Source organism: Nonomuraea sp. NPDC049695, assembly GCF_040674955.1.
Lineage (GTDB): Bacteria > Actinomycetota > Actinomycetes > Streptosporangiales > Streptosporangiaceae > Nonomuraea > Nonomuraea helvata.
In genome coordinates, this window is record NZ_JBFANV010000004.1 from 214,287 (window position 1) to 236,022 (window position 21,736).

Annotated in this window: 21 protein-coding genes; 14 read left to right on the forward strand and 7 right to left on the reverse strand. The window is 66.6% G+C overall.

The features are described from left to right. The first annotated feature begins 252 nt into the window (after window positions 1–252). From AB0J64_RS05845 to AB0J64_RS05855, 3 genes are all read left to right on the forward strand, one after another. A complete protein-coding gene (locus tag AB0J64_RS05845) occupies window positions 253–1,365 on the forward strand; it encodes a serine protease (protein ID WP_364021253.1) in 1,113 nt (370 codons plus the stop codon). 289 nt (window positions 1,366–1,654) lie between these two features. Continuing rightward, complete coding sequence (locus tag AB0J64_RS05850) at window positions 1,655–2,758, forward strand: hypothetical protein (RefSeq protein WP_364021256.1); 1,104 nt, start codon at window positions 1,655–1,657, stop codon at window positions 2,756–2,758. 196 nt (window positions 2,759–2,954) lie between these two features. Beyond that, window positions 2,955–4,118, forward strand: a complete 1,164-nt coding sequence (locus AB0J64_RS05855) for a hypothetical protein (protein WP_364021259.1) — start codon at window positions 2,955–2,957, stop codon at window positions 4,116–4,118. Window positions 4,119–4,292: 174 nt separating this feature from the next. Here AB0J64_RS05855 and AB0J64_RS05860 read toward each other — a convergent pair whose 3' ends face one another. Both AB0J64_RS05860 and AB0J64_RS05865 read right to left on the reverse strand, forming a co-directional pair. After that, window positions 4,293–4,874, reverse strand: coding sequence for an NUDIX domain-containing protein (locus tag AB0J64_RS05860; protein ID WP_364021263.1), 582 nt, complete (start codon window positions 4,872–4,874; stop codon window positions 4,293–4,295). Next, window positions 4,858–5,139: a hypothetical protein gene (locus tag AB0J64_RS05865; protein WP_364021266.1), complete on the reverse strand. Its 282-nt coding sequence runs from the start codon at window positions 5,137–5,139 to the stop codon at window positions 4,858–4,860. The genes AB0J64_RS05860 and AB0J64_RS05865 overlap by 17 nt, the downstream gene beginning before the upstream one ends. Window positions 5,140–5,275: 136 nt before the next feature. Here AB0J64_RS05865 and AB0J64_RS05870 point away from each other — a divergent pair, with 136 nt between their 5' ends. The 4 genes from AB0J64_RS05870 (at window position 5,276) to AB0J64_RS05885 (ending at window position 11,452) form a co-directional block, all read left to right on the forward strand. Next, on the forward strand, window positions 5,276–5,668 hold the full coding sequence (locus AB0J64_RS05870; protein WP_364021269.1) for a transposase: 393 nt from the start codon (window positions 5,276–5,278) through the stop codon (window positions 5,666–5,668). 634 nt (window positions 5,669–6,302) lie between these two features. Beyond that, a complete protein-coding gene (locus AB0J64_RS05875) occupies window positions 6,303–7,829 on the forward strand; it encodes a hypothetical protein (protein WP_364021272.1) in 1,527 nt (508 codons plus the stop codon). 435 nt (window positions 7,830–8,264) lie between these two features. Beyond that, entirely contained in the window at window positions 8,265–9,785 is a 1,521-nt protein-coding gene (locus AB0J64_RS05880) for a hypothetical protein (protein ID WP_364021275.1), read from the forward strand. A 173-nt stretch (window positions 9,786–9,958) separates the two neighbouring features. After that, on the forward strand, window positions 9,959–11,452 hold the full coding sequence (locus AB0J64_RS05885) for a hypothetical protein (protein ID WP_364021277.1): 1,494 nt from the start codon (window positions 9,959–9,961) through the stop codon (window positions 11,450–11,452). A gap of 88 nt (window positions 11,453–11,540) precedes the next feature. Here AB0J64_RS05885 and AB0J64_RS05890 read toward each other — a convergent pair whose 3' ends face one another. Together AB0J64_RS05890 and AB0J64_RS05895 are read right to left on the reverse strand one after the other, a co-directional pair. Continuing rightward, window positions 11,541–12,899 (reverse strand): hypothetical protein, encoded by a 1,359-nt coding sequence (locus AB0J64_RS05890; protein ID WP_364021280.1) that lies wholly within the window; start codon window positions 12,897–12,899, stop codon window positions 11,541–11,543. A gap of 145 nt (window positions 12,900–13,044) precedes the next feature. Beyond that, a complete protein-coding gene (locus tag AB0J64_RS05895) occupies window positions 13,045–14,235 on the reverse strand; it encodes an NADP-dependent malic enzyme (RefSeq protein WP_364021283.1) in 1,191 nt (396 codons plus the stop codon). 278 nt (window positions 14,236–14,513) lie between these two features. Here AB0J64_RS05895 and AB0J64_RS05900 point away from each other — a divergent pair, with 278 nt between their 5' ends. From AB0J64_RS05900 to AB0J64_RS05915, 4 genes are all read left to right on the forward strand, one after another. Further along, window positions 14,514–15,371: an ABC transporter substrate-binding protein gene (locus AB0J64_RS05900; RefSeq protein WP_364021286.1), complete on the forward strand. Its 858-nt coding sequence runs from the start codon at window positions 14,514–14,516 to the stop codon at window positions 15,369–15,371. 3 nt (window positions 15,372–15,374) lie between these two features. Beyond that, complete coding sequence (locus tag AB0J64_RS05905) at window positions 15,375–16,202, forward strand: amino acid ABC transporter permease (RefSeq protein ID WP_364021289.1); 828 nt, start codon at window positions 15,375–15,377, stop codon at window positions 16,200–16,202. Continuing rightward, a complete protein-coding gene (locus AB0J64_RS05910) occupies window positions 16,199–16,942 on the forward strand; it encodes an amino acid ABC transporter ATP-binding protein (RefSeq protein ID WP_364021292.1) in 744 nt (247 codons plus the stop codon). Before AB0J64_RS05905 ends, AB0J64_RS05910 begins: the two co-directional genes overlap by 4 nt. A 71-nt stretch (window positions 16,943–17,013) precedes the next feature. Next, window positions 17,014–17,451 carry a CGNR zinc finger domain-containing protein gene (locus AB0J64_RS05915; protein WP_364021295.1) on the forward strand — a complete coding sequence of 146 codons (438 nt, stop codon included), beginning with the start codon at window positions 17,014–17,016 and terminating at the stop codon, window positions 17,449–17,451. On the opposite strand, the gene AB0J64_RS05920 is transcribed toward AB0J64_RS05915, so the two are convergent. After that, entirely contained in the window at window positions 17,433–17,741 is a 309-nt protein-coding gene (locus AB0J64_RS05920) for a S24 family peptidase (protein WP_364021298.1), read from the reverse strand. The two genes, AB0J64_RS05915 and AB0J64_RS05920, sit on opposite strands and share 19 nt — an antisense overlap. A 172-nt stretch (window positions 17,742–17,913) precedes the next feature. Here AB0J64_RS05920 and sodN point away from each other — a divergent pair, with 172 nt between their 5' ends. From sodN to AB0J64_RS05935, 3 genes are all read left to right on the forward strand, one after another. Then, window positions 17,914–18,315 (forward strand): superoxide dismutase, Ni, encoded by a 402-nt coding sequence (gene sodN / locus AB0J64_RS05925; protein ID WP_344992164.1) that lies wholly within the window; start codon window positions 17,914–17,916, stop codon window positions 18,313–18,315. Window positions 18,316–18,442: 127 nt separating this feature from the next. Next, the gene (locus AB0J64_RS05930; RefSeq protein WP_357602155.1) at window positions 18,443–18,889 is read left to right on the forward strand and encodes an anti-sigma factor; all 447 of its coding nucleotides are present in this window, start codon (window positions 18,443–18,445) and stop codon (window positions 18,887–18,889) included. A gap of 17 nt (window positions 18,890–18,906) precedes the next feature. Continuing rightward, window positions 18,907–19,686 carry an RNA polymerase sigma factor SigF gene (locus AB0J64_RS05935; RefSeq protein ID WP_176573444.1) on the forward strand — a complete coding sequence of 260 codons (780 nt, stop codon included), beginning with the start codon at window positions 18,907–18,909 and terminating at the stop codon, window positions 19,684–19,686. Here AB0J64_RS05935 and AB0J64_RS05940 read toward each other — a convergent pair. Continuing rightward, complete coding sequence (locus tag AB0J64_RS05940; RefSeq protein WP_364021302.1) at window positions 19,683–20,066, reverse strand: hypothetical protein; 384 nt, start codon at window positions 20,064–20,066, stop codon at window positions 19,683–19,685. The genes AB0J64_RS05935 and AB0J64_RS05940 overlap by 4 nt on opposite strands. 117 nt (window positions 20,067–20,183) lie before the next feature. After that, complete coding sequence (locus AB0J64_RS05945) at window positions 20,184–21,701, reverse strand: IS200/IS605 family accessory protein TnpB-related protein (RefSeq protein ID WP_364021305.1); 1,518 nt, start codon at window positions 21,699–21,701, stop codon at window positions 20,184–20,186. Window positions 21,702–21,736: the final 35 nt, after the last annotated feature.

Sequence of the window (21,736 nt, forward strand, 5' to 3'; positions counted from 1 at the left end):
CCGTGAAGTGGCATTTGATAATGCGAGTTACCGCTGTTGCTGCAGACAAATAACCACCGCCCCCACCTGCGGAGATGCCAATCAGTAATACATGCGATTTCGCTATCTCTATAACGGAACGGAACCGGGCCATGCTTTTTCACGTCGTTTCATGGCCACGCGCTTGCGCCATTCATTAACGTTCCGATCGTTTTCCTGGCCCACCGGGGCGCAGCACCCCGCTCTGGGCCGCCGAAAGCCGAAAGGAGCTCCATGTTTTCCCGAGCAAGGCGCATCGCGATCCCGCTCGCCGGCCTCATGGCCGTCGGGCTGATCAGCGGCACGGCGGCGCGCGCGACCGCATCCCCCTCAGACGTCGTCTCCCAGAACGCCGCCACCCCTGCCGAGCAGGCGATCCAGTTCTGGACGCCCGACCGCGTCAAGCTGGCCACCGACTACGACGACGGCCTCAGCCTGACCTCCAAGGGCGTCAAGGGCACCAACGACGCCCCTGACGGACCCCCTGGATCCGTCCCACCGATCGGCGAGGAGAAGACCAAGGCCAAGAAGAGCAAGCACGTCAACCTGCCCAACACGGTCGGCCGCGTGTTCTTCACGCTGCCCAAGGCCGACCCGCGCGACCCGAGGAGCTGGCGTTACTGCTCGGCGAGTTCGGTGCAGGGCAAGTACCGCAACCTCGTGGCGACCTCCGCCCACTGCGTTTACGACACCAGCAAGAACACCTTCTACGACAACTGGATCTTCATTCCGTCGTACTGGGACGGCAACAATGTCTGGGAGGGCAAGGCGCCCTACGGCATTTACGCCGCCAAGACGTTCAACGCGCACGACGACTTCGTGGTGAAGGAGGACTACGACTTCGACTACGCGTTCGTCAACGTCTACAACGGCATCAAGGTCAACTGGGAGAAGGTCAACGGCCGGTGGCAGTGGACCGTCAAGAACGTCGGCCGCCTCGGTGACAACGTCGGCGGGCAGGGCTTCACCTGGAACAGGAGCACGAAACTGAACGTGTTCTCGTTCGGGTACCCGGCGGGCGAGCACCCCGACGGCGACAAGCCGTACACCGGGCGCACGATGAAGTTCTGCTACGGCAAGACCAAGCCGATGCCGGAGGCCAGGAAGTACAACCTGCAGGAGCACATCGGCTTCAAGTGCTCCTTCACCGCCGGCGCGAGCGGCGGACCGTTCCTCTACAACTACAAGAGCGCGTCGCGCACCGGCTACCTGGTCGGGGTCAACAGCGTCGCGTGGGACACCGACGGCAACGACCGCTACGACTACATCTCGTCGCCGTACTTCAACACCGACACCTACAAGGTCTACAAGGCAGCGGCCAACCGCTGGACCGGCAACTTCCGTTGATCACGCCGGCACCCTGGGCCCCGGTTCCCCGAGAACCGGGGCCTTCCCCTGAGATGTCAATGAGGCGTACGCCACTGGAACGGCACGGAATCACTGCAATTCACCGCACGCCCACAACCGCTCTGACCTGCGGAAACGATGGATTTTAATGATCATTTAGCGGCTTGTCTGACGGCGCCCTTATAGCGCACCCCGCATGGTAGATCAGGTAACGAATCTCTATCCTGGCTGCAATACCACCTGTACATCTGGAAAAATCCACCCTTACGACCCCAAAGAAAGGCATTTCATGATCCCCCGGGCCAGGCACATGGTGGCGGCTGCGCTCAGCAGCGCGCTGCTGATGCTGCCTGCCTTCACGGGGGTCGCGAGTGCCGAGCGCGACAGCCAGGTCTTCGCCGTCGCGCTGGCGAAGACCTCGGTGGACGTGAAGCGGGTCGCCGACTACTGGACGCCCGAACAGCTGAAGAAGGCCGACAGCTACAGCCCGGCCACGCCGGGCGCCGCGGCCACCCCGGCGCCGTCATCCACCCCGGCCGCCTCCGCCCCCGCCACGCAGGCCACGTCCCCGGTCACGCGGGCGATCGCCGCGCAGCCCGTGGCGCCGGCGCTGCCGCGCAAGCGCTCGGCGGCGACGACCATGGGCAAGGTCTTCTTCCGGTTCGGGGACAAGGAGTACTGGTGCTCCGCCAGCGCGATCGCCGCCAAGAACCACAGCGTCGTCGCGACGGCCGGGCACTGCGCGTACGACCCGCGCCAGGCCAAGGCGGCGGAGTTCTGGATCTTCGTCCCCAATCCCGGACCCAACGGCGAGACGCCTGACGGCATCTACGTGGGCTCCTCGATCAGCATGCACGAGGACTGGTCCGGCAAGGGCGACTACGACTTCGACTACGCGTTCGTGACCGTGCACCGCGGCTTCAAGTGGGTGGCCAAAGACGGCGGCGGCTACGTCATGCAGGACGTCGGCCGGCTCCAGGACAACGTGGGCGGCCAGGGCATCGAGCTCAACAAGAAGCCGGGCACGTACTCGGCGGTCGCCTTCGGCTACCCGGCGGGCGCGCAGCCCGACGGCAGCACGCCGTTCAACGGCAAGAAACTGGAGATGTGCGGCGCGGGGCCGACCCGGTGGACCTCGGCCGTCAGCATCGACCTGCAGAAGGGCGTGCAGTTGCTGTCGTGCGACTTCAGCCCCGGCGCGAGCGGCGGGCCCTGGCTGATCGGCTACAACGGCGACCGCGGGCTCGGCAGCCTGAACGGCATCAACAGCCTGACCTGGAACAGAGACGCCAAGGGCTGGTACGACGCGGTGTCGTGCCCGTACTTCGACACCACCACCGGAGAGGTCTACCGACGCGCCGCGGCCTTGACCACACCGTCAAAAGTGACCTAAATCACAGCAACCGTTCCATCACTGCTCGTGATCAGCACATCCTTTGTCTCGGTACGGTCACGGCGCGCGTTGGAACGGTGAGATGATCTACCCGAAATTCACACTGGCTTGGTCAAACCTGTAAATTCCGGGCTGTCCTTTTGCTGAGTTGTGGGGGTGCACCAGGCGCCTCTCATCAGCGCAACCTGGAGTTACCTTGAAGCGAATCCTTCTGCCCGCCGGTGGGGCCATTCTGGCCACCGGCCTGCTCGCCGTGGGTCTGACCGGCACTGCGCAGGCTGACGGGGACGTCTCGCGCGACCCCCTGGCCAGCAGCACGTCCGCCGCCGTCTCCGTCGCCTCCTTCTGGTTCGGCGCGAACGGTGCCGCACTCCGCCAGGCGACCCAGTACACGTGGGACGCGAAAGAGGTCCGCAAGGTCGTCTCCAAGGGCGGCTACACCCCCGACGGCCGCCCCGGCACCACGGCGCCGACCGGCCAGTCGAAGTCGACCGGCTCCGCCCAGAACGTGAACTTCCCCAAGACCATCGGCAAGGTCTTCTTCGTCGACGGCTCGGGCAAGTACCGCTGGTGCTCGGCCACCTCGATCCAGTCGAACTACCGCAACCTGGTCGCCACCGCCGGCCACTGCGTGTACGACACGGACAGCAACAGCGCGCTCCTCGACAAGTGGGTCTTCGTCCCCGGCTACTACGAGGGCAAGCACCCGTGGGGCATCTACGTGGGCAAGCAGGCCTTCACCCACTACGACTTCGACACGTACGAGGACTACGACAAGGACTACGCCTTCGTCAGCGTCTACAACGGCGTCCAGCTCGAGCGCGTCAAGGACGTGGACCGTAAGACCTACGACAGCTTCACCGGCCCGAAGCGCTCGTGGGGCGGCCGTTACCACCTCCTGCTGGTCAAGGACGCGGGTCGCCTCGGCGACAACGTCGGCGGCCAGGGCGTCGCCTGGAACCAGCCCACCGGCAAGCCCGTCCGCGCCTTCGGCTACCCGGCGGCCCCGCACCCGGACGGCAACAAGGTCTACAGCGGCGTCACGCCGAAGACCTGCTACGGCAAGACCACCTCCAAGGCGGTCGGCGCTCCCTGGCTCAAGATCGAGGAGCACATCGGCCTCAAGTGCGCCGTGACCCCCGGCTACGACGGCGGTCCCTGGCTCACCAACTACAGCAACGCCAAGCGCCTGGGCTACGTGAACGGTGTCACCAGCACCTTCGCGGACCAGGACGGCAACGACCGCATCGACTACATCACGTCGCCTTACTTCGACGGTGAGACGGCTGCGGTGTACAACGCGGCCAAGAACTCGTGGTCCGGCAAGCTGGTCGGGTCGAACGGCGAGCTGTACAAGTAAGCCCTTCCAGGGGAACGGCGAGGGTCTCGGCAGTCAACGAGGCCCTCGCCACACCCGTTTCCAGGGGGCGCTTCGCGCTGTGAAGTTCACAGCGCCTCCCAAGAGCGCGAGTCCTCTTTCGGCACCGTAGTGAGCAACACTGAGGATCCTTGGATTCGCAGCGAGCGCGCCAAGCTACGGCGTCGCGCCACGACCGCGACAGGAAAAGCGCACTCCACGGGAGGCGGAAGCCCCGAAACGAGGACTCAGCAGCTCGTACGGCGGCCGCCAGGCGAACGCAGTGTCCGCGTTCCCCGCAATGGACACCCCGCCTCTGTCTGCCATGAAGGCGTATCGGAAATCGGCATGCACATGCGACGGCTCGCCTTCCACCGGACTGGCGGGAACCGCGTGGACGTTGACATCCACCGGAATGTCATCATCCGGCACCGCAGGGATGGTGTCATAGCAGGCAACACCGATCACCGCCTCAAGCCGACGCAGAGCGGCGCCGTACATGGTGGGATCCTCCGGCTCGATATGCCCACCAGGCAAGCGCCACCGCCCGTGCTCCCGGTGCCAGATCATCAGGACGTCGCCGACGGCATCCACAACGACCGCGCTACAGGTGATGTGCAGAGGAAAGGTCCTCCGTGAGGCCACATCGCCACTCACCCCAAGAGCCGAGATCAGCGGAGCCGTGGCAAGTCCTCGGTGGGGAGCGGCAGCGAGATACCGCGCCAGCACGGCGCCGATCTCCTCACGGGAAACAGTCACGATCACATGGAAGGGCCTCCGACAGCTCTCCCGCAATCGACTGCCTGACATTGAATGGCTTCTTCCTCTTGTCGAGAACATGACTGTCAGCCAGTAAATACGCCCATATATACGTTGCTTCAGCGGTGCCCTGTGCGACGTCCCACAGCGCTCCGTCGGCATCCGTGGCCGCGTGCTTGTCGGCTTCCGCCTGTGCGGCAATGGCTTCTGGCCCTTCGAGGAGAACCACCCTGGCGCATCGTGCCGGCGGTTCAAGCCTGCTCACGGCCCTTCCCATAGCTCCAACTGCACGGCAAGAGAACGTCGGCCACCAGCGCGGCGCGGAGCTCGATCAACAAACTCTCACGAAGATCTTCTTTGAATTCGCTGACACACCGTGTTTGCCTTGTCACGATGAGCTTATGCATCGAGGCGATCTGACGAACGCCGAGTGGGAGCGACTCGCGTCGCTGCTTCCCCGAGGCGACAAGCGCGGAGATCGGTGGGATGAACACCGCATCATGATCAACGGCGCCCTCTACCAGGCCCGCACCGGGTTGCGCTGGCGCCATCTCCCCGAGCGCTTCGGCTGCTGGGTGACCATCTACCGGCACCAGCGTCACTGGACGGCCGATGGCACCTGGCGGCGACTGCTGGCCGCAGTCGAGACCGCTCAGAAGAATGTTCCTCGAGCGCGGCAGGACGAGGCTCCGGAGATAACACAACATCCGCGGCCCAAGCGAACCACCAGTGATCCGGTGCTGATCAGCCTGCGCGCCCACCTGACCGCGATAGTCAGGCAGAGAGACCTCTAGATCCCGATCCAGAAGCGGCGATAGTTTCAACGAACTGCCGCTTCGGCTGGTCAGCCACTTCCCATGGCCGGTGGCGCATCGCCACAGAAGCCCACTGAGGCGCCTCAGGCGCTCAGTTCACATAGGACTGGCCGCGGGTCGCTCCCCCAAGACCCGCCTGCCAACCGACGGCCGTCCTCGCCGACCCCTCCCTCCCGGCGAGGACGGCACCAATCCAGTGGGCGCCTATATATAGGCGGCCCCACAACTGCCCGCTCCGAGTGGCGTTCCGGAGGGGTTTCAGGCTCAACCTGAAGATCACCTGTGAGGATTGGAACGTCTTAGACGGATTAGGCGCCAATCCGGTTCCTGTGATCTAAGTCACGTTCAGCTGACTACAGTGCGTGGTGGGCCACTAACGGCACTTCAGTACCATGAGCCACAACCCCTCTATACCCAGCGAAAACGTAACTATCCAATCACCGCGCGCGAAGATCACTGACTGGTAACAGCACGGTAACGGCGGTAAGGCCGACTACCGGATCGCCCAAACCGGGTTCCACCTGCGGAGATCACCACGCTATGTTCCTTGCTATCCCTTTACTGACGCATGGGACGCAAGTTGCGACCCACGACAGAGCAAGGAGCAGTTCCCTTGAAGCGCATCCTCATTCCCGCCGGTGGCGCCCTCGTGGCTACCGGCCTTCTGGCTGCCGGCCTGGCCGGCACCGCCCAGGCCAACAGCGACGTTGCCAGCGACCCGATGGCGACGAGTGCGGCGAACGCCAAGGCCATTGCCCAGTTCTGGGCGGACAACAACGGCGCTGCCCTCCGGGCCGCCAAGGAGTCCAACGTCTGGGACAAGGGCGACATCGCCAAGCTGCAGAGCAAGGGCGGCTACAGCGCCGACACGAAGCCGGGCTCGACGGCTCCGATCGGCCAGGAGAAGAAGACCACCGCCAAGGTGCAGAACGTCAACTTCCCGAAGACCATCGGGAAGGTGTTCTTCGTGAACAGCAAGGGCGAGAAGAAGTGGTGCTCCGCTACTTCGATCCAGTCCCAGTACCGCAACCTGGTCGCCACGGCCGGTCACTGCGTGTACGACACGGCGACCAACTCGGACGTCATGTCCAAGTGGGTCTTCGTCCCCGGTTACTACCAGGGCAAGGCTCCGTTCGGGATCTACGTGGGTAAGCAGGCCTTCACCCACTACGACTTCGACGTGTACGAGGACTGGGACAGGGACTACGCCTTCGTCACCGTGTACAACGGTGTCCAGCTCGGCGCCGGGTCGGCCAAGAAGGTCACCCTCAACGAGTACAAGGACGCTCAGGCCAAGGGTCTGGTCACCGACTACAAGGCGACCGAGGTCGACGAGAAGGAATACCTGTCGGCCATCAAGGACCCGAACAAGTTCCTGTACTACGACATCAAGCCGGGTACAGCGAAGAAGGTCACCGGTCCGGACCACCCCGGCGCCATTGTCGACAAGAAGGAAGTCTCCAAGGCTGACTACGAGGCCGCCCAGGCCAAGGGCAACGGCCGCGGTCAGGGCTTCGTCTACGGCGACCCGGTCGTCGAGAACGTCGACAAGGCCACGTGGCAGGCTTATGACGGCCCCGGCGCCAAGGGCGAAGGCCCGGACAAGTTCGGGAACTACCTGATCACGCACTACTACGTGCAGGACTGGTACGTCCCGGGCACGAGCACCAAGTACTACCGTGTCGACTACTACGTGATCGAGGGCTTCGCCAAGGACGCCGGTCGCCTCGGTGACGTCGTCGGCGGCCAGGGCTTCGCCTGGAACCAGCCCACGGGCAAGGCTGTCCGCGTGTTCGGTTACCCGGCGGCTCCTCACCCCGACGGCAACAAGAACTACACCGGCGTTACTCCGAAGTGGTGCTACGGCAAGACCACGAAGAAGCTGGTCGGTTCGGCTGCCAAGAAGATCGAGGAGCACGTGGCCCTCAAGTGCGCCTTCACTGAGGGCGCCGACGGTGGCCCGTGGCTGTACAACTACAGCAACTCCAAGCGTCTCGGTTACGTGAACGGTGTCGTGAGCACCTTCAACGACCAGGACGGCAACGGCCGCGTGGACTACATCTCGTCGCCGTACTTCGACGGCGAGACCAACACCGTCTACCGGTCGGCTGCGGCTTCGTGGTCCGGCAAGATTGTCTGAAGTAACGGATAGCGACCGGTCATAGACCGTTCGTATAACCGTTGCAACCGAAGGGCCCGGCATCCTGCCGGGCCCTTCGGCGTTCCCGCCGAAAGTGAAGGCGCCTTGGACGCATGGGGCGCCCAGACGGTGCCATGAATCTAATGTGATCTGCATCACATGGCCGATTCGGCCGCGGTCGAGGTGACGCCTCAGCCCCGCGGGCAACGCTGACAACGCGCTTATGTTGATCAGGGCAAATGGTGGCAAGGCGAGCTTCTTTCGCCTCATGGGCATCAGCCGCTTAAACATCACAGAACGGTCACGCCCGGCTTGTCGCATCTTTTCCTTCTAAAGCGGCTACCGGTTAGCAAGATCGACACTGTATGTTCCTGGCTATCCCTTTACTGACGCATGGGACGCAAGAGGCGTTCCACGACAGAGCAAGGAGTTACCGTGAAGCGCATCCTCCTCCCCGCCGGTGGCGCCATTCTGGCCACCGGTCTGCTGGCTGCTGGTCTGGCCAGCACCGCCCAGGCCGACGACACCCTCTCCAGCGACGCGCTGGCGACTCAGGCCCAGGCGGTTGAGACCCTCAACTTCTGGACCGCGTCGAACAACGCGGCCCTCAAGCAGGCCACGGCGTTCAACCCGGACGCTCTCGAGGTGCAGAAGCTCTCCTCCGGTGGCGGTTACAGCGCGGACACCAAGCCGGGCTCGACCGCTCCCATTGGCGAGGAGAAGAAGGTCGCCGCCAAGGTCCAGAACGTCAACTTCCCGAAGACCACGGGCAAGGTGTTCTTCCAGGGCACTGACGGCAAGCTGTACTGGTGCTCCGGCACCTCGATCCAGTCGCAGTACCGCAACCTGGTCGCCACGGCCGGTCACTGCGTGTACGACATCGGCGGCAACGACGAGGTCGTGTCCAAGTGGGTCTTCGTCCCCGGCTACTACCAGGGCAAGGCTCCGTTCGGCGTCTACGTGGGTAAGCAGGCCTTCACCCACTACGACTTCGACGTGTACGAGGACTTCGACCGCGACTACGCCTTCGTCACCGTCTACGACGGCATCGGTGGCGTGCTCAACGCCGCGGACAAGGTCACGTACGAGCAGTACCGTGACGCTGCCGCCAAGGGCCAGGCGACCTCGACCAAGAAGGTCGAGGTCTCCAAGGACGAGTTCGACAAGGCGCAGAACACCCCTGACAAGGTGTACTACGACGTCGAGCTGGGCAAGAACTCGACCGAGGCCGGCCCGGACAAGGTGGGCTCTGTCGTCGACAAGGTCGAGGTCACCGAGGCCGAGTACAACGCGGCCAAGGCCAAGGGCACCGGCCGCGGGCAGGGCTTCCCGTACGGCGAGCCGATCGTCGAGAACGTGGACAAGGCCACCTGGACGTCCTACACCGGCAAGGGCAAGAAGTCTGCCGACGCGGACACGTTCGGGAACTACACGATCACCCACTACTACATCCAGTCGTGGTACGTGCCCGGCACCTCCACCAAGTACTACCGTACCGACTTCTACGTGGTCAGCCACAAGATCAAGAGCATCGGCCGCCTCGGCGACGTTGTTGGCGGTCAGGGCTTCGCGTGGAACCAGCCGGCCGGTAAGGTCGTTCGCGCCTTCGGTTACCCCTACGGCCCGCACCTGGACGGCAGCAAGCCGTACACCGGTGTGACGCCGAAGTGGTGCTACGGCAAGACCGCCAAGAAGGCCCTCCTCATCCCGTCCAAGCGGGTCGAGGAGCAGCTGTCGCTGAAGTGCGCCGTGACCGCCGGCTACGACGGTGGCCCCTGGCTCGCCAACTACAGCAACGCCAAGCGTCTTGGCTACGTCAACGGTGTGACCAGCCTCATCGCGGACGTCGACGGCAACAAGCGCTACGACACGATCACCTCGCCTTACTTCGACGGTGAGACCAACGTCATCTACCAGGCTGCTGCCAAGGCCTGGAGTGGCAAGCTCATCCCGTAGTTCGCTGCGGATCGGAACGAAGACTTGTTCGTCGTTCAGTAGCAAAACCGAAGGGCTCGGCATCCTGCCGGGCCCTTCGGCCTTTTTGTTGAGAAATCTGGTGCCTGACTTACCAGAGTGACTAAAGGGTCGATAGGGTCTTTACACCCTTTTTGACAACAGTGGAGCCTCCCGTGAAGCGCCTGCTCGTCCCCCTGGCAACCGCATGCCTGAGCGCTGCCGCCCTCGCCGTCCCCGCCAGTGCCGCCCCCAGCTGGGCCAGTGACAACCTCCAGCCCAAGCCCGCCGACGCGTACGGCGCCGCCTACTTCTGGCTTGATTCCAACGGGGCCGCGCTGCGCAAGGCCACCGAGTACCGCCTTGACACCAAGAGCGTGTCCAAGATCGTCTCGTCCGGCAGCAACGGCGCCCCTGACGGCAAGCCCGGCATGACCGGCCCCACCGGCACGACGAAGCCGACCACCACCAAGAACGTCAACTTCCCGAAGACCATCGGCAAGGTCTTCTTCCTCGACAAGGCCGGCCAGTACCGCTGGTGCTCGGCGACGTCCATCCAGTCCAGGAACCGCAACCTGGTCGCCACCGCCGGCCACTGCGTCTTCGCCAACGGCAAGGACGACGTCTACGATAAGTGGATTTTCGTTCCCGGCTACTACCAGGGCAAGGCGCCTTTCGGCGTTTACACGGGTGCTTACGCCTTCACGGCTTACGACCTTGACACCTACGACGACTACGACGGCGACTTCGCGTTCGTGGCGGTGCACAACGGCTTCGCGCTGGCGGGCGAGAAGGACGTTTCGCGGAGCCAGTTCAAGGCGTGGGGTGGCGACAAGTGGGTCAAGCCGCGCGAGATCAGTGCCACGGACTTCCTCAAGTGCCAGCTGACCCTCGGCGACTGCTGGTCGGAGGGTGAGGACAAGCCTGCCGACCTCGTAGGCCCCGACTACGCCGGCGCTGTCCTGGAGAAGCTGGAGGTCACCCCGGCCGCGTACAAGGATGCGAAGAGCGGCAGGGGTCAGGGCTTCAAGTTCGGCGAGCCGGTTGTGGAGCAGGTCGACAAGGCCGCCTGGGACGCGTACAAGGGGCCCGGCGACAAGGGCACTAAGCCGGACGAGTTCGGCAACTACACCATCACCCACTACTTCACCCAGAAGTGGGTGAAGCCCGGCACCTCCCGTAAGTACTACGAGGCCCACTACATGATCGGCATCGCCAAGGACATGGGCCGGCTCGGTGACGTGGTCGGTGGGCAGGGTGTGGCCTGGAACCAGCCGCTGGGCCAGCAGGTGACGGCGTTCGGCTACCCCGCCGCCCCGCACCCCGACGGCGACCGGCCGTTCTCCGGTGTGACGCCGAAGTTCTGCTCCGGCAAGACCGCCACCAAGAGCTACCAGATCAACACGTTCAGGGTCGAGACGCACCAGCTGCTCAAGTGCTCCATGACCCCCGGCGCCGACGGCGGCCCGTGGCTCATCAAGTACGACAACGCCAAGCGCACCGGCTACGTCAATGGCGTGACCAGTCTGTTCCACGACAACGACGGCAACGGCCGGATCGACTACATCAGCTCGGCCATCTTCGACGGTGAGGTGGCCGACGTGTACGCGAAGGCCCAGTACGCCGAGACCAAGAAGATCGTCGGCCCCAACGGCGAGCTCCTGCAGTAAAACAAGGACGGCCGGGGGCGCTCAAGGACTCAAAGGCGAGCGCCCCCGGCCGCTTGACGTCCCGAAGTGGCCGCTCGACGCCCCGAAGTCACACGGCCGTGAGCTCGCGCGACTTCTCCCGCAGCGTCAGCACAGCACGCTCGTTCTTGTACGGCTCCAGCCGCCGCCGCAGATCGGCCGCGTAAGACCGGGTCCGGGCCGACTGCAGCTCCCCGGCCAGCGCGAAAGCGGTGGCGGCGGCGGAGCAGGCCTCCTCCAGCTCCCCGCTCTGCAACAGCCCCGCGGCCAGCAGCGACAGGTTGAACATCCGCCCCCGGACGTACCGGGAGTCCATGTCGAGCGACCGCCGAGCGTGCCGCACGGCCCGCTCGCCCTGCCCGAGGTCGCGGAAGCAGTGGGCGAACTTGGCGGACAGATAGGCCTCGTCGAAGTAGCTCAGCCAGGCGGGCTCGTCGGCCGCCTTGCGCGCGTCGAAGGCGCTCTCCGCCTCGTGCAGGGAGGCGCCGCAGCAGCGGGCGTCGCCCAGGCCCGCGTGGGCGTGGGCCTCGAGGACGTGGGCGGAGGCCAGCAGCGTGTGGACGCCGGCGCGGCGGGCGGACATCTGGGCGGCCCTGGCGAGGTCGAGGGCGTGGGCGGGCTGGCCCATGTAGATGGCCTGGTGTGCCATGCCGGCCAGGATCTCGCCGCCCAGAGTGTGGTCGTCGGCGCCCCTGGCCAGGCGGAGCGCCTGGATGAGGTAGCGCTGGGCGAGGCCGTGCTGCTCCATGTCGTAGGCCATCCAGCCGGCCAGGCGGGTCAGCTCGGCGGCCGCGGCGGCCAGCTGCCTGCCGGTGGCCTCGCCGTACAGGCCGTCCTTGAGCAGCGGCGAGACGGCGGTGTCGAGGTATTTGACCACGGAAGAGCGGACGCGGCCGCTGCCGAAGCGGTTGTCCAGCTCGCCGAACGATCGGGTGACCTCCTGGATGGCGGCGATGTCGGCGCGGCCCACCCGCCGCGCGCCCGTGCCGCTCGGATGTCCCTGGGATGGGGATGTCAGCCAGCGGACGGCTCCTACCGAGCCTGCCCCAATGGCGAAAGTCGAGTCGATGAGGAATCTCCGTCTTTCTACGTCGGCCCGCCAGAGCGCCGTCACGGTCGCCACCCCCTCCTGCCACGTGTGCGTGAACTCCTGCCCGAGATCGAGGGGCGTGAGGATGGCGGGCATGCCCAGGTCTTCCGGGGTAACCGGTCGGCCCAGCCGCATCGCGAATATCTCCGTGAGCAGGCTCGGCACGGGATCGCGTGGCCTCTGGCCGCCGATCCAGCGCAGCACGGAGCTGTGGTCGTATTTGAGACCCGGAGTGCCACGCGCAGCTCCCCAATCGTTGAGGCACCTGGCCAGTCCCTTGTGGGAGAACCCTGCCTCCGAGATGAGCTGCCGCAGCAGTCGGTTTGGCTCGCGTTCCATCGCTCTCCTCGTCGCAGGAGTGGGCGCCCACATCCTTACAGAGAGCTATTGTTATATCACCTTGAGTAAAGGTTTAAGGGTGTTTCCCAAGGGACAGCAAAACGGGGGCCCCCACTAAATCAGAGAGGCCCCCGTCATGGGCAGGTCAGAGGCGGGCGACGCCGTCGGCCCGGGCCTGGGCCGAGACGGCGGCCGTCACGGCGGGCGCCACGCGCTCGTCGAACGGGCTCGGGATGACGTACGTCGGCGAGAGGTCGTCGCCGACGACGCCCGCCAGCGCGTCGGCCGCGGCCACCTTCATGTTCTCGGTGATGGAGGAGGCACGCACGTCCAGGGCGCCCCTGAACACCCCGGGGAACGCGAGCACGTTGTTGATCTGGTTGGGGAAGTCGGAGCGCCCGGTGGCCACGACCCTGGCGTGCCTGGCGGCCACCTCGGGGTGGACCTCGGGCGTGGGGTTGGACAGGGCGAAGACGATGGCGTCGGCGGCCATGGAGGCGATGGCCTGCTCGGACACGGTGGACCCGGACAGCCCGAGGAACACGTCGGCGCCGGCCAGCGCGTCCTCCGTCGAGCCGGTGTGACGCGCGCGGTTGGTGTCGCGGGCGAGGGCCTCCTTGACGGGGTTGAGCCCCTCCCTGCCCTCGTAGATCATGCCCTTGGAGTCGGAGACCGCGATGTCGCCGATGCCCGCCTCCAGGAGGATGCGGGTGACCGCGACGCCGGACGCGCCCGCTCCGGCCACGACGGCGCGCAGGTCGCCCAGCGAGCGCCCGGTCAGGCGGGCGGCGTTCTGGAGCGCGGCCAGCGCCACGATGGCGGTGCCGTGCTGGTCGTCGTGGAAGACGGGGATGTCGAGCAGCTCACGCAACCGGTCCTCGACCTCGAAGCAGCGGGGGGCGCTGATGTCCTCCAGGTTGATGCCGCCGAACGACGGCGCGAGGCGCGCGACTGTCTCGACGAGCTCGTCGACGTCGGTGCAGTCGAGGCAGATGGGGACGGCGTCGACGTTCGCGAACTGCTTGAACAGCAGCGCCTTGCCCTCCATGACCGGCATGGCGGCGGAGGGGCCGATGTCGCCCAGGCCGAGCACGGCGGTGCCGTCGGAGACGACGGCGACCACGTTGGAGACCCAGGTGTAGTCGTTGACCAGCGAGGGCGTCTCGGCGATGGCGGTGCAGACCCGGGCGACGCCGGGCGTGTAGGCGAGCGAGAGGTCGTCCGCGTCGCGGACGGGAACGGTCGAGCGGACCTCCAGCTTGCCGCCGCGGTGCAGCGCGAAAGCCGGATCGAGATCGAGTTTCTCAACGGAAGCAGAAGCGGGCGTGACAGCCACAGCGACCCCTGTAGTCATCGGGAGCGGAAGAAACCTTCGGCGAACGAGCGCGAGCGGGCTGGCTTCGGTAGCTGCCAGGATCCCCTCGTCGGTCGTCTCAGAGGGGTACGGGGGTCACCCGTCTCACTATCGTGCCACATGGTGAGATGGTCTCGGTGTCGGCGCCGACGCCGTTCCGTTGACGCATCGTTAAATCTCCGATGACGGACCGCTGCGAAACCCCATTTAAACTGCACAAAACGCAAGCTTCGTGGTATTTCACTTCGAGGAGGCCGTACATGGCCCTCAGTCCCAAGGGCCGCCGTGGCTACGCCGCCGGCGCGCTCGCCTTGATCGCTGCTCTCACGCTGTCCGCGTGCGGCGGCGGCTCCGGCTCGAGCTCCGGCAGCACGACCAGCGCCAGCGCCTCCGCGGCGGGCGGTGTCAAGCTGGTGCAGCCCGGGAAGCTCACGGTCTGCACGAACATCCCGTACGAGCCGTTCCAGTTCAAGGACGCCAGCGGCAAGATCGTCGGCTTCGACGTGGACATCGTCGATCTCGCCGCGAAGAAGCTCGGTGTGACCCAGAACATCGTGGACATCGACTTCGCCGTCATCAAGAGCGGCGCGGCCATGGCGGCCGGCAAGTGCGACGTGGCCGCCGCCGGCATGACGATCACTCCCGAGCGCAAGCAGAACATCGACTTCTCCGACCCGTACTTCGACGCCACGCAGGCGCTGCTGGCCAAGAAGGGCACGGGCGCCAAGTCGCTGGAGGACGTCAAGGCCAAGAACCTCAAGCTGGGCGCCCAGGCCAGCACCACGGGCCTCGACTACGTCAAGAAGCAGGGCCTCAACCCCACCGAGTACGCCGACTCGGCCAAGGAGCTGCTGGCCCTGCAGGCCGGGCAGGCCGACGTGATCGTGCAGGACCTGCCGGTCGTCCTCACCTGGCTGAAGAAGCCGGAGATCGCCGCCAAGTTCGAGCTGATCGGCAGCCTGGACACCGGCGAGCAGTACGGCATCGGCCTGAAGAAGGGCGCCGACCCGGCGCTGCTCAAGACGATCAATGAAGAGATCGCCAAGGCCAAGCAAGACGGCACCTACGAGAAGATCTACGTGAAGTGGTTCGGCAAGAAGCCCGGCGAGCTGGGCTGATCCATGGCCGACCAGCCGAAGACGGCTGAGCCTGCCCGCGCCAGGCTCAGCCCTCGGAAGAAGCAGCGGATCAGCCGGGGCGTCCAGTACGTCGTCCTGGCCGTCGCGCTCGTCGCCCTGGTCCTGTACGCGGACTGGGGCGGCCTGGCCCAGAACTTCGCCAAGCCGGACGTCGCGCGTCACGCGCTGCCGGACCTGTTCACGATCGCGCTGCGCAACACGATCATCTACGCGGTCGGTGGGTTCGCCTTCTCGTTCGTGCTGGGGCTGCTGCTCGCGCTCATGCGGCTCTCGCAGGTCCGGCCGTACCGGTGGATCGCGATCGTCTACATCGAGATCTTCCGCGGGCTCCCCGCACTGCTGATCTTCCTGATGATCACGTTCCTGCCTCTCGCGCTGCCCGGCTTCCAGGTGCCCTTCGGCACGTACGGACAGGGCATCCTGGGGCTGGGCCTGGTGGGGGCGGCGTACCAGGCGGAGGTCTTCCGCGCGGGCCTGCAGGCCGTGCCGAAGGGTCAGACCGAAGCGGCCAGGTCGCTGGGCATGTCGGCCACCCGGGCGCAGGTCACCGTGGTGATCCCCCAGGCCATCCGCATGGTCATCCCGCCGACCACCAACCAGTTCGTGGCCCTGCTCAAGGACTCCTCGCTGGTGCTGTTCCTCGGTGTCTCGGGCGAGTACGTCGAGCTGGCCAAGTTCGGCAACGACCTGGCCTCCCAGTACGCCAACGCCACGCCCATCATGGTCGCGGGCGTGACGTACCTGATCGTCACGATCCCGCTGGGATACCTCGCGTCCCGGCTCGAGCGACGTAAGGGGAGCGCCCGATGACGCACGCGATCGACGTCAGGGACCTGCACAAATACTTCGGCCGTAACGAGGTGCTCAAGGGCATCAACCTGGCGGTCGAGACCGGGCAGGTGGTCTGCGTCATCGGCCCTTCGGGGTCGGGCAAGTCGACCCTGCTGCGCTGCGTGAACCTGCTGGAGCAGCCCACCAAGGGCACGGTGTTCGTACGAGGGGTCGAGGTGACCGACCCCGACGCCGACATCGACGCCGTCAGGCGGCACATCGGCATGGTCTTCCAGCAGTTCAACCTCTTCCCGCACATGACGGCGCTGCAGAACGTCATGATCGCCCAGCAGCGGGTGCTGAAGCGGAGCAAGAAGGAAGCCGAGGTCGTCGCAAGGGAGAACCTGGAGAAGGTGGGCGTCGGCGACAAGTGCGACTCCCTGCCGGGCCAGCTCTCGGGCGGTCAGCAGCAGCGCGTGGCGATCGCCAGGGCGCTGGCCATGAACCCGGACCTGATGCTGTTCGACGAGCCCACCTCGGCGCTCGACCCCGAACTGGTGGGTGACGTGCTCACCGTCATGCGGAAGCTGGCGGAGGAGGGCATGACCATGCTCGTGGTCACCCACGAGATGGGCTTCGCCCGTGAGGTGGCCGATCGGGTGGTGTTCATGGACGGCGGCGTGATCGTCGAGGACGGCACTCCCGCGCAGGTCATCGGCGACCCGCAGCAGGAACGCACCCGTTCCTTCCTGCGCCGCGTCCTCCACCCCGAGGAGTGAATCCCTGGCGCGCCCCTCATTCGGGGGGCGCGCTCCCTCGGCCCCGCGGGCCGATCGTGTAATACTCCGGCATGGACCTCACCTCTTACGCCGAGTGGGCGCTCCGCCTGGTCAACGACCCGGACCCGCCGCCCGAGCTGAGAGGGCTGCGGGACGAGCTGGCCGTCGTCTTCGACGCGGCCGAGGACGAGCAGGCCCCGGTCGAGCGGCTGGTCGAGCGGCTGAACGCCCTGCTCGTGCGCTATCCCGTACGCCCCCAGCTCACCGACCACGACGGCCGGGGCTGGCACCTCCACCTGGCCGAGGAGGACGCCGCCGGCGCCGTGATGGGCCTGGCCGCGGTGGTGGCGGAGCTGGGCGTGGACCGGCTCGGCCGGTGCCAGGAGCCGCGCTGCCGGCAGGCGTTCCTGGACACCTCGTCCAACCGCTCCCGCCGCTACTGCTCGCCCCGCTGCGCCAGCCGCGCGAACGTGGCCGCCTTCCGCGCCCGTCAGCGCGACAGCTCCTGACGCCGTCGCCGCAGGGGCCAGTAGCGCAGCACCACCCGTCCCACGATGTCCTGGACGGGACCGAAGTCCCAGCTGTCGCGGCGTCCGCTCGCCCGCTGGTTGTCGCTCTCCAGCCACCAGCCGTCGGCGCCGTGCCACTGTGCCCGTTTCACGATCAGCCGGTCGGGGTCGCCGGGCAGCCTGGCCACCACGACATCGCCCGGGCGGACGGCGGCGTTCCTGCGTACCAGGAGCCAGTCGCCGGGGACCAGCGCGGGACGCATCGAATCGCCCTCGACACGCACTCTCATGATCTCCTCAAGGACACGCTCGGCGCCGGACGGACGTCTCCGCCCGAACCTGCCGCGGAACAAGCGTAAGACCCACGGGCGCCGAGCAATCCCCCCTCCTCCGCGGTTGTTCCGCACCCGAGTAAGGTCGGTTGTGGACCAAGCTGATTCAGCATCAAGGAAGGACTTTCTGATGCTCGCACGACTGCTACGACCCAAGCAGGTCGCCTCCGCGCACTGTGACCTGCCGTGTGGGGTCTACGACCCCGCTCAGGCCCGCATCGAGGCCGAGTCGGTCAAGGCGATCATGGAGAAGTACGCAGGCAACGAGGACCCGGTCTTCCGCGCCCGCGCGCTGACCATCAAGGAGGAGCGCGCCGAGCTGGTCAAGCACCACCTGTGGGTGCTGTGGACCGACTACTTCAAGCCGCCGCACCTTGAGCAGTACCCTCAGCTTCACCAGCTCTTCTGGGACGCCACGAAGCTCGCGGGCGCCGCCGGCGCCAAGGGCACCGTCGACGTCGCCAAGGCCGAGGACCTGCTGGGCAAGATCGACGAAATCGCCAAGATCTTCTGGGAGACCAAGGCGGCCTAAAACGGCACATAAGGCTCTGTGCGGCGGCGTCCGCGCAGAGCCTTTTCCGTTGATGGCGAGTCTGAATCGTCCAAGCACCTCCCAGGGGCGGTAAGTTGCAGTTGGCGTCGGAAACGCGAGGAGGAACGTGACCGAGGAAACCGAGACGCGCGCGGAGGGCGTGGCCGGCATCCGCGACGTGGTGAGCATCAGGCTCCCCGCCGCCAGTGCCTACCTGTCTGTGCTGCGTACGGCTACCGCCGGGCTGGCGGCGCGGCTTGACTTCACGCTCGACGAGATCGAGGATCTGCGGATCGCGGTCGACGAGGCGTGCGCCATGCTGCTGACGGAGGCGGTGCCAGGCACCGACCTGACCGCCGAGTTCGAGCTGACCGGGCAGGAGATGCAGGTGAGGGTCGAAGTGGCGACCGTCGGCAGCTCCGCGCCCAAGCGCGACGACTTCGCCTGGATGGTGCTGACCGCCCTGGCGGACGAGGTGGACGCGGTGGCGCCTTCCCAAGGCTCCCCCGACACAATGGCGATCGTCCTGCGTAAGCGCCGCGGCGCGGCCCAGAGATCGGCAGGGCCGGCGTGACGGAAAGGACTGGAGCCATGGCCACCAGCGAACACGCCGTGCCCGACAGGGTGCGTGCCCGCATGCTCTTCGCCGAGTTGGCCGAGTTGGGCCCTGAGGAGCCGCGCCGCCAGCGCATCAGAGATGAGCTGGTCGAGCTTCACCTTCCCCTGGTCGAATACCTGGCCCGTCGCTTTCGGAACCGGGGCGAGTGGCTCGACGACCTGACCCAGGTCGCCACCATCGGCCTGATCAAGTCCATCGACCGCTTCGACCTCAACCGCGGCGTGGAGTTCTCCACGTATGCCACGCCCACCATCGTCGGCGAGATCAAGCGCCATTTCCGCGACAAGGGCTGGGCGGTGCGCGTGCCGCGCCGTCTGCAGGAGCTGAAGCTCTCGCTGACCAAGGCGATAAGCGATCTGTCGCAGCGCGAGGGCCGCGCGCCGACCGTGGCCGAGCTGGCCTCCTACCTCAAGATGACCGAGGAGGAGGTGCTCGAGGGCCTCGAGTCGGCCAACGCGTACTCGACCGTGTCACTCGACGCGCCCGACTCCGGCGACGACGACGCCCCCGCGGTGTCCGACTCGCTCGGCATCGTGGACGAGTCGCTCGAGGGCGTCGAATACCGCGAGTCGCTCAAACCGCTGCTCGAGCGGCTGCCGCCACGTGAGAAGCGCATCCTGCTGTTGCGCTTCTTCGGCAATATGACGCAGTCGCAGATCGCCACCGAGCTGGGCATCTCGCAGATGCACGTCTCGCGCCTGCTGGCCCGCACGCTGGCCCAGCTGCGCGAGGGCCTGACCGCCGAAGACTAGCCGTCCCCGTAGAGGGCGTGGGTGGTGGGCGGCGCGAGCAGCGTCGCCAGCCCGGCCACGGCGATCACGATCAGCGGGATCCCCAGCTGCGGCTGGCCCGACTGGATCAGCGTGACGGCGACCGGCAGCACGAAGATCTGGGCCAGCACGCCGGGCGACCTGCCCCACCGCTCCATCCTGAACAGCCCGCCCCACGCCACCCAGAGCAGCCCCGCCCCGATCAGCACGCCGAAGGCCGACTCCGCGATGGCGGTGGTGAGGTTGTCCGGGGTGCTGACGAGGGTCTCGACGCCGACGTAGATCCCGAGTCCGAGCGCGGCCAGGCCCTCCAGGGCGACGATGGCGGCGGCGACGACGAGGGTGACCGGACGACTGCTCACGCCCGTACCCTACCGTTCCTAAGGACTGAGCCTGAGTTGCACATGCTCAGCCGAATGCTCCGAACGGTGTTGAGCGTTCTGGTCGCCCGCGTTCGTGCCGCGTCCGGCGCCGGCGGATCATGTCCGTGGTCCAGGGATGCGGGGGCGGGGTCCCTCACGCCCGCGGGCTTGCGTTCCGGTCTGGTCGGTCCGATGCCCCTGCCCATCGCTCCGGTGGGCAGGGGGCGGTGCCGTCCGACGCCGGATCGGGTGCCCTTGGGCGCGTCTGCCGATCGCCACGGCGGCTGCGTCGTGGCGGGTGGTCGTGCGTTTCGTGGAGGTGAGGGGCTTTTGCCAGTGCTGGGCGCCCCACTTCGAGGTGTACGCCGGATCGGCGGCGATGATCGCGATCCCGCTCTGGTCGGCCATCGAGGTCAGCCGGGCGCGTAGCCTGCTCGTGGGCATGCCGGAGATGAGCTGGCGGAAGCGTTTGCGGGTGCCGTGCTTCTCCCGGGTCTTTTCAGTCTGGAAGTCGAGGTCTTCGATGGCGACGGCCTTCACGCCGCAGGTGCCCGCCCAGTGCAGCAGCCGGGTCAGGGCGTGGCGGACTTGGGCATCGCGGTGCTCAGCCGACCCGCTCAGGTCGTAGGTGAAGCGGCGCGGGTTGCCGATGGGGTTGCCGTGGACGTCCAGGCGCCAGGCGGCGAGGTGGTCGGCGTTGGTGTCCACGCCGATCACCCCGGCGGCGAGCGCGGCCGCCATGGGGATGGCGGGGGCTGCAGGGCGTTGCCAGGAAGCGGTGATGTACCAGCGCCCGCGCGCCGCGTCCAGGTGGATGCGGTAGGCCACGGCTCGGTTGGCCTCAACCCGATCGGCCCATTCGGTGCCACGGTGAGCGAAGCGCACCCGGGCGGCGAGCACATAGCGGCCGTGCGGCGCGTTCGCATGGTGCGCCAGCGGGGCGGGCAGCTTGATCGACACCTGGCCGTCGGGGGTGACGCGGATGGTCTCGTTACCGAAGCGCTTGCCGGACTCACCGTCGGCGGCCAGGAACCAGCGCTCGGCCTCCCACCGCTGCCGCCATCCGTCCGCTGTGAGCCCGGCGGCGTCCAGGTGGTGACGGGCGTGGGCGAGTCGTTTGCCGCCGCGCACCACGCGGACCCGCCCGGCTTGGTGATCGGCTCGCAAACGCTTCAGCCGGTCTTGGAGGAGGTGCAGGCGGCGGGACTTGGCGAACCATTCCTGTGCCGAGCGGTAGCCGCCCGGCTCCTTGCGGGTTCCCTTCTTTCCGAGGGGCTGAGACAGCCGGCGGCTGATCGTGGCGATGGCGGCCTGGAGGTCGCGAATGTGGTCGGCCTGGACGCGGCGGGCCAGCGCCCACTGATCATGGGACGCTTTGGTGATGGCCCCGGCCCAGCGCGCCGACGACTGCACGGTCAACTCGCGCTTACGGGCCGCCCAGGTATCGGCGCAGTGTCCCAGCCCGTCAGCGCATCGGTTTTTCAGGTCGGCGGACGCCAGAGCGCCCAGATGCGCGCCGACCAAACGCAACATCGTGTCATCTTCTACGGTGAGGCGCTTGAGCCGGTCGCGGACAGCGACACCGGACGGGCCGGCCACCACGAAGGCGGGTGCGATCGGGCGCAGCTCAGCCATGCTCGGCGGCCTCCAGATCGGGACTGCATGGGCAT

What these genes read in the sequence shown, in the direction of transcription:
- AB0J64_RS05945 (WP_364021305.1), bottom strand. Translation starts at nt 21,701, where the DNA reads ATGGCTGAGCTGCGCCCGATCGCACCCGCCTTCGTGGTGGCCGGCCCG.
- AB0J64_RS05905 (WP_364021289.1), top strand. Translation starts at nt 15,375, where the DNA reads ATGGCCGACCAGCCGAAGACGGCTGAGCCTGCCCGCGCCAGGCTCAGC.
- AB0J64_RS05845 (WP_364021253.1), top strand. Translation starts at nt 253, where the DNA reads ATGTTTTCCCGAGCAAGGCGCATCGCGATCCCGCTCGCCGGCCTCATG.
- AB0J64_RS05910 (WP_364021292.1), top strand. Translation starts at nt 16,199, where the DNA reads ATGACGCACGCGATCGACGTCAGGGACCTGCACAAATACTTCGGCCGT.
- sodN (WP_344992164.1), top strand. Translation starts at nt 17,914, where the DNA reads ATGCTCGCACGACTGCTACGACCCAAGCAGGTCGCCTCCGCGCACTGT.
- AB0J64_RS05920 (WP_364021298.1), bottom strand. Translation starts at nt 17,741, where the DNA reads ATGAGAGTGCGTGTCGAGGGCGATTCGATGCGTCCCGCGCTGGTCCCC.
- AB0J64_RS05890 (WP_364021280.1), bottom strand. Translation starts at nt 12,899, where the DNA reads ATGGAACGCGAGCCAAACCGACTGCTGCGGCAGCTCATCTCGGAGGCA.
- AB0J64_RS05900 (WP_364021286.1), top strand. Translation starts at nt 14,514, where the DNA reads ATGGCCCTCAGTCCCAAGGGCCGCCGTGGCTACGCCGCCGGCGCGCTC.
- AB0J64_RS05915 (WP_364021295.1), top strand. Translation starts at nt 17,014, where the DNA reads ATGGACCTCACCTCTTACGCCGAGTGGGCGCTCCGCCTGGTCAACGAC.
- AB0J64_RS05850 (WP_364021256.1), top strand. Translation starts at nt 1,655, where the DNA reads ATGATCCCCCGGGCCAGGCACATGGTGGCGGCTGCGCTCAGCAGCGCG.
- AB0J64_RS05870 (WP_364021269.1), top strand. Translation starts at nt 5,276, where the DNA reads ATGCATCGAGGCGATCTGACGAACGCCGAGTGGGAGCGACTCGCGTCG.
- AB0J64_RS05935 (WP_176573444.1), top strand. Translation starts at nt 18,907, where the DNA reads ATGGCCACCAGCGAACACGCCGTGCCCGACAGGGTGCGTGCCCGCATG.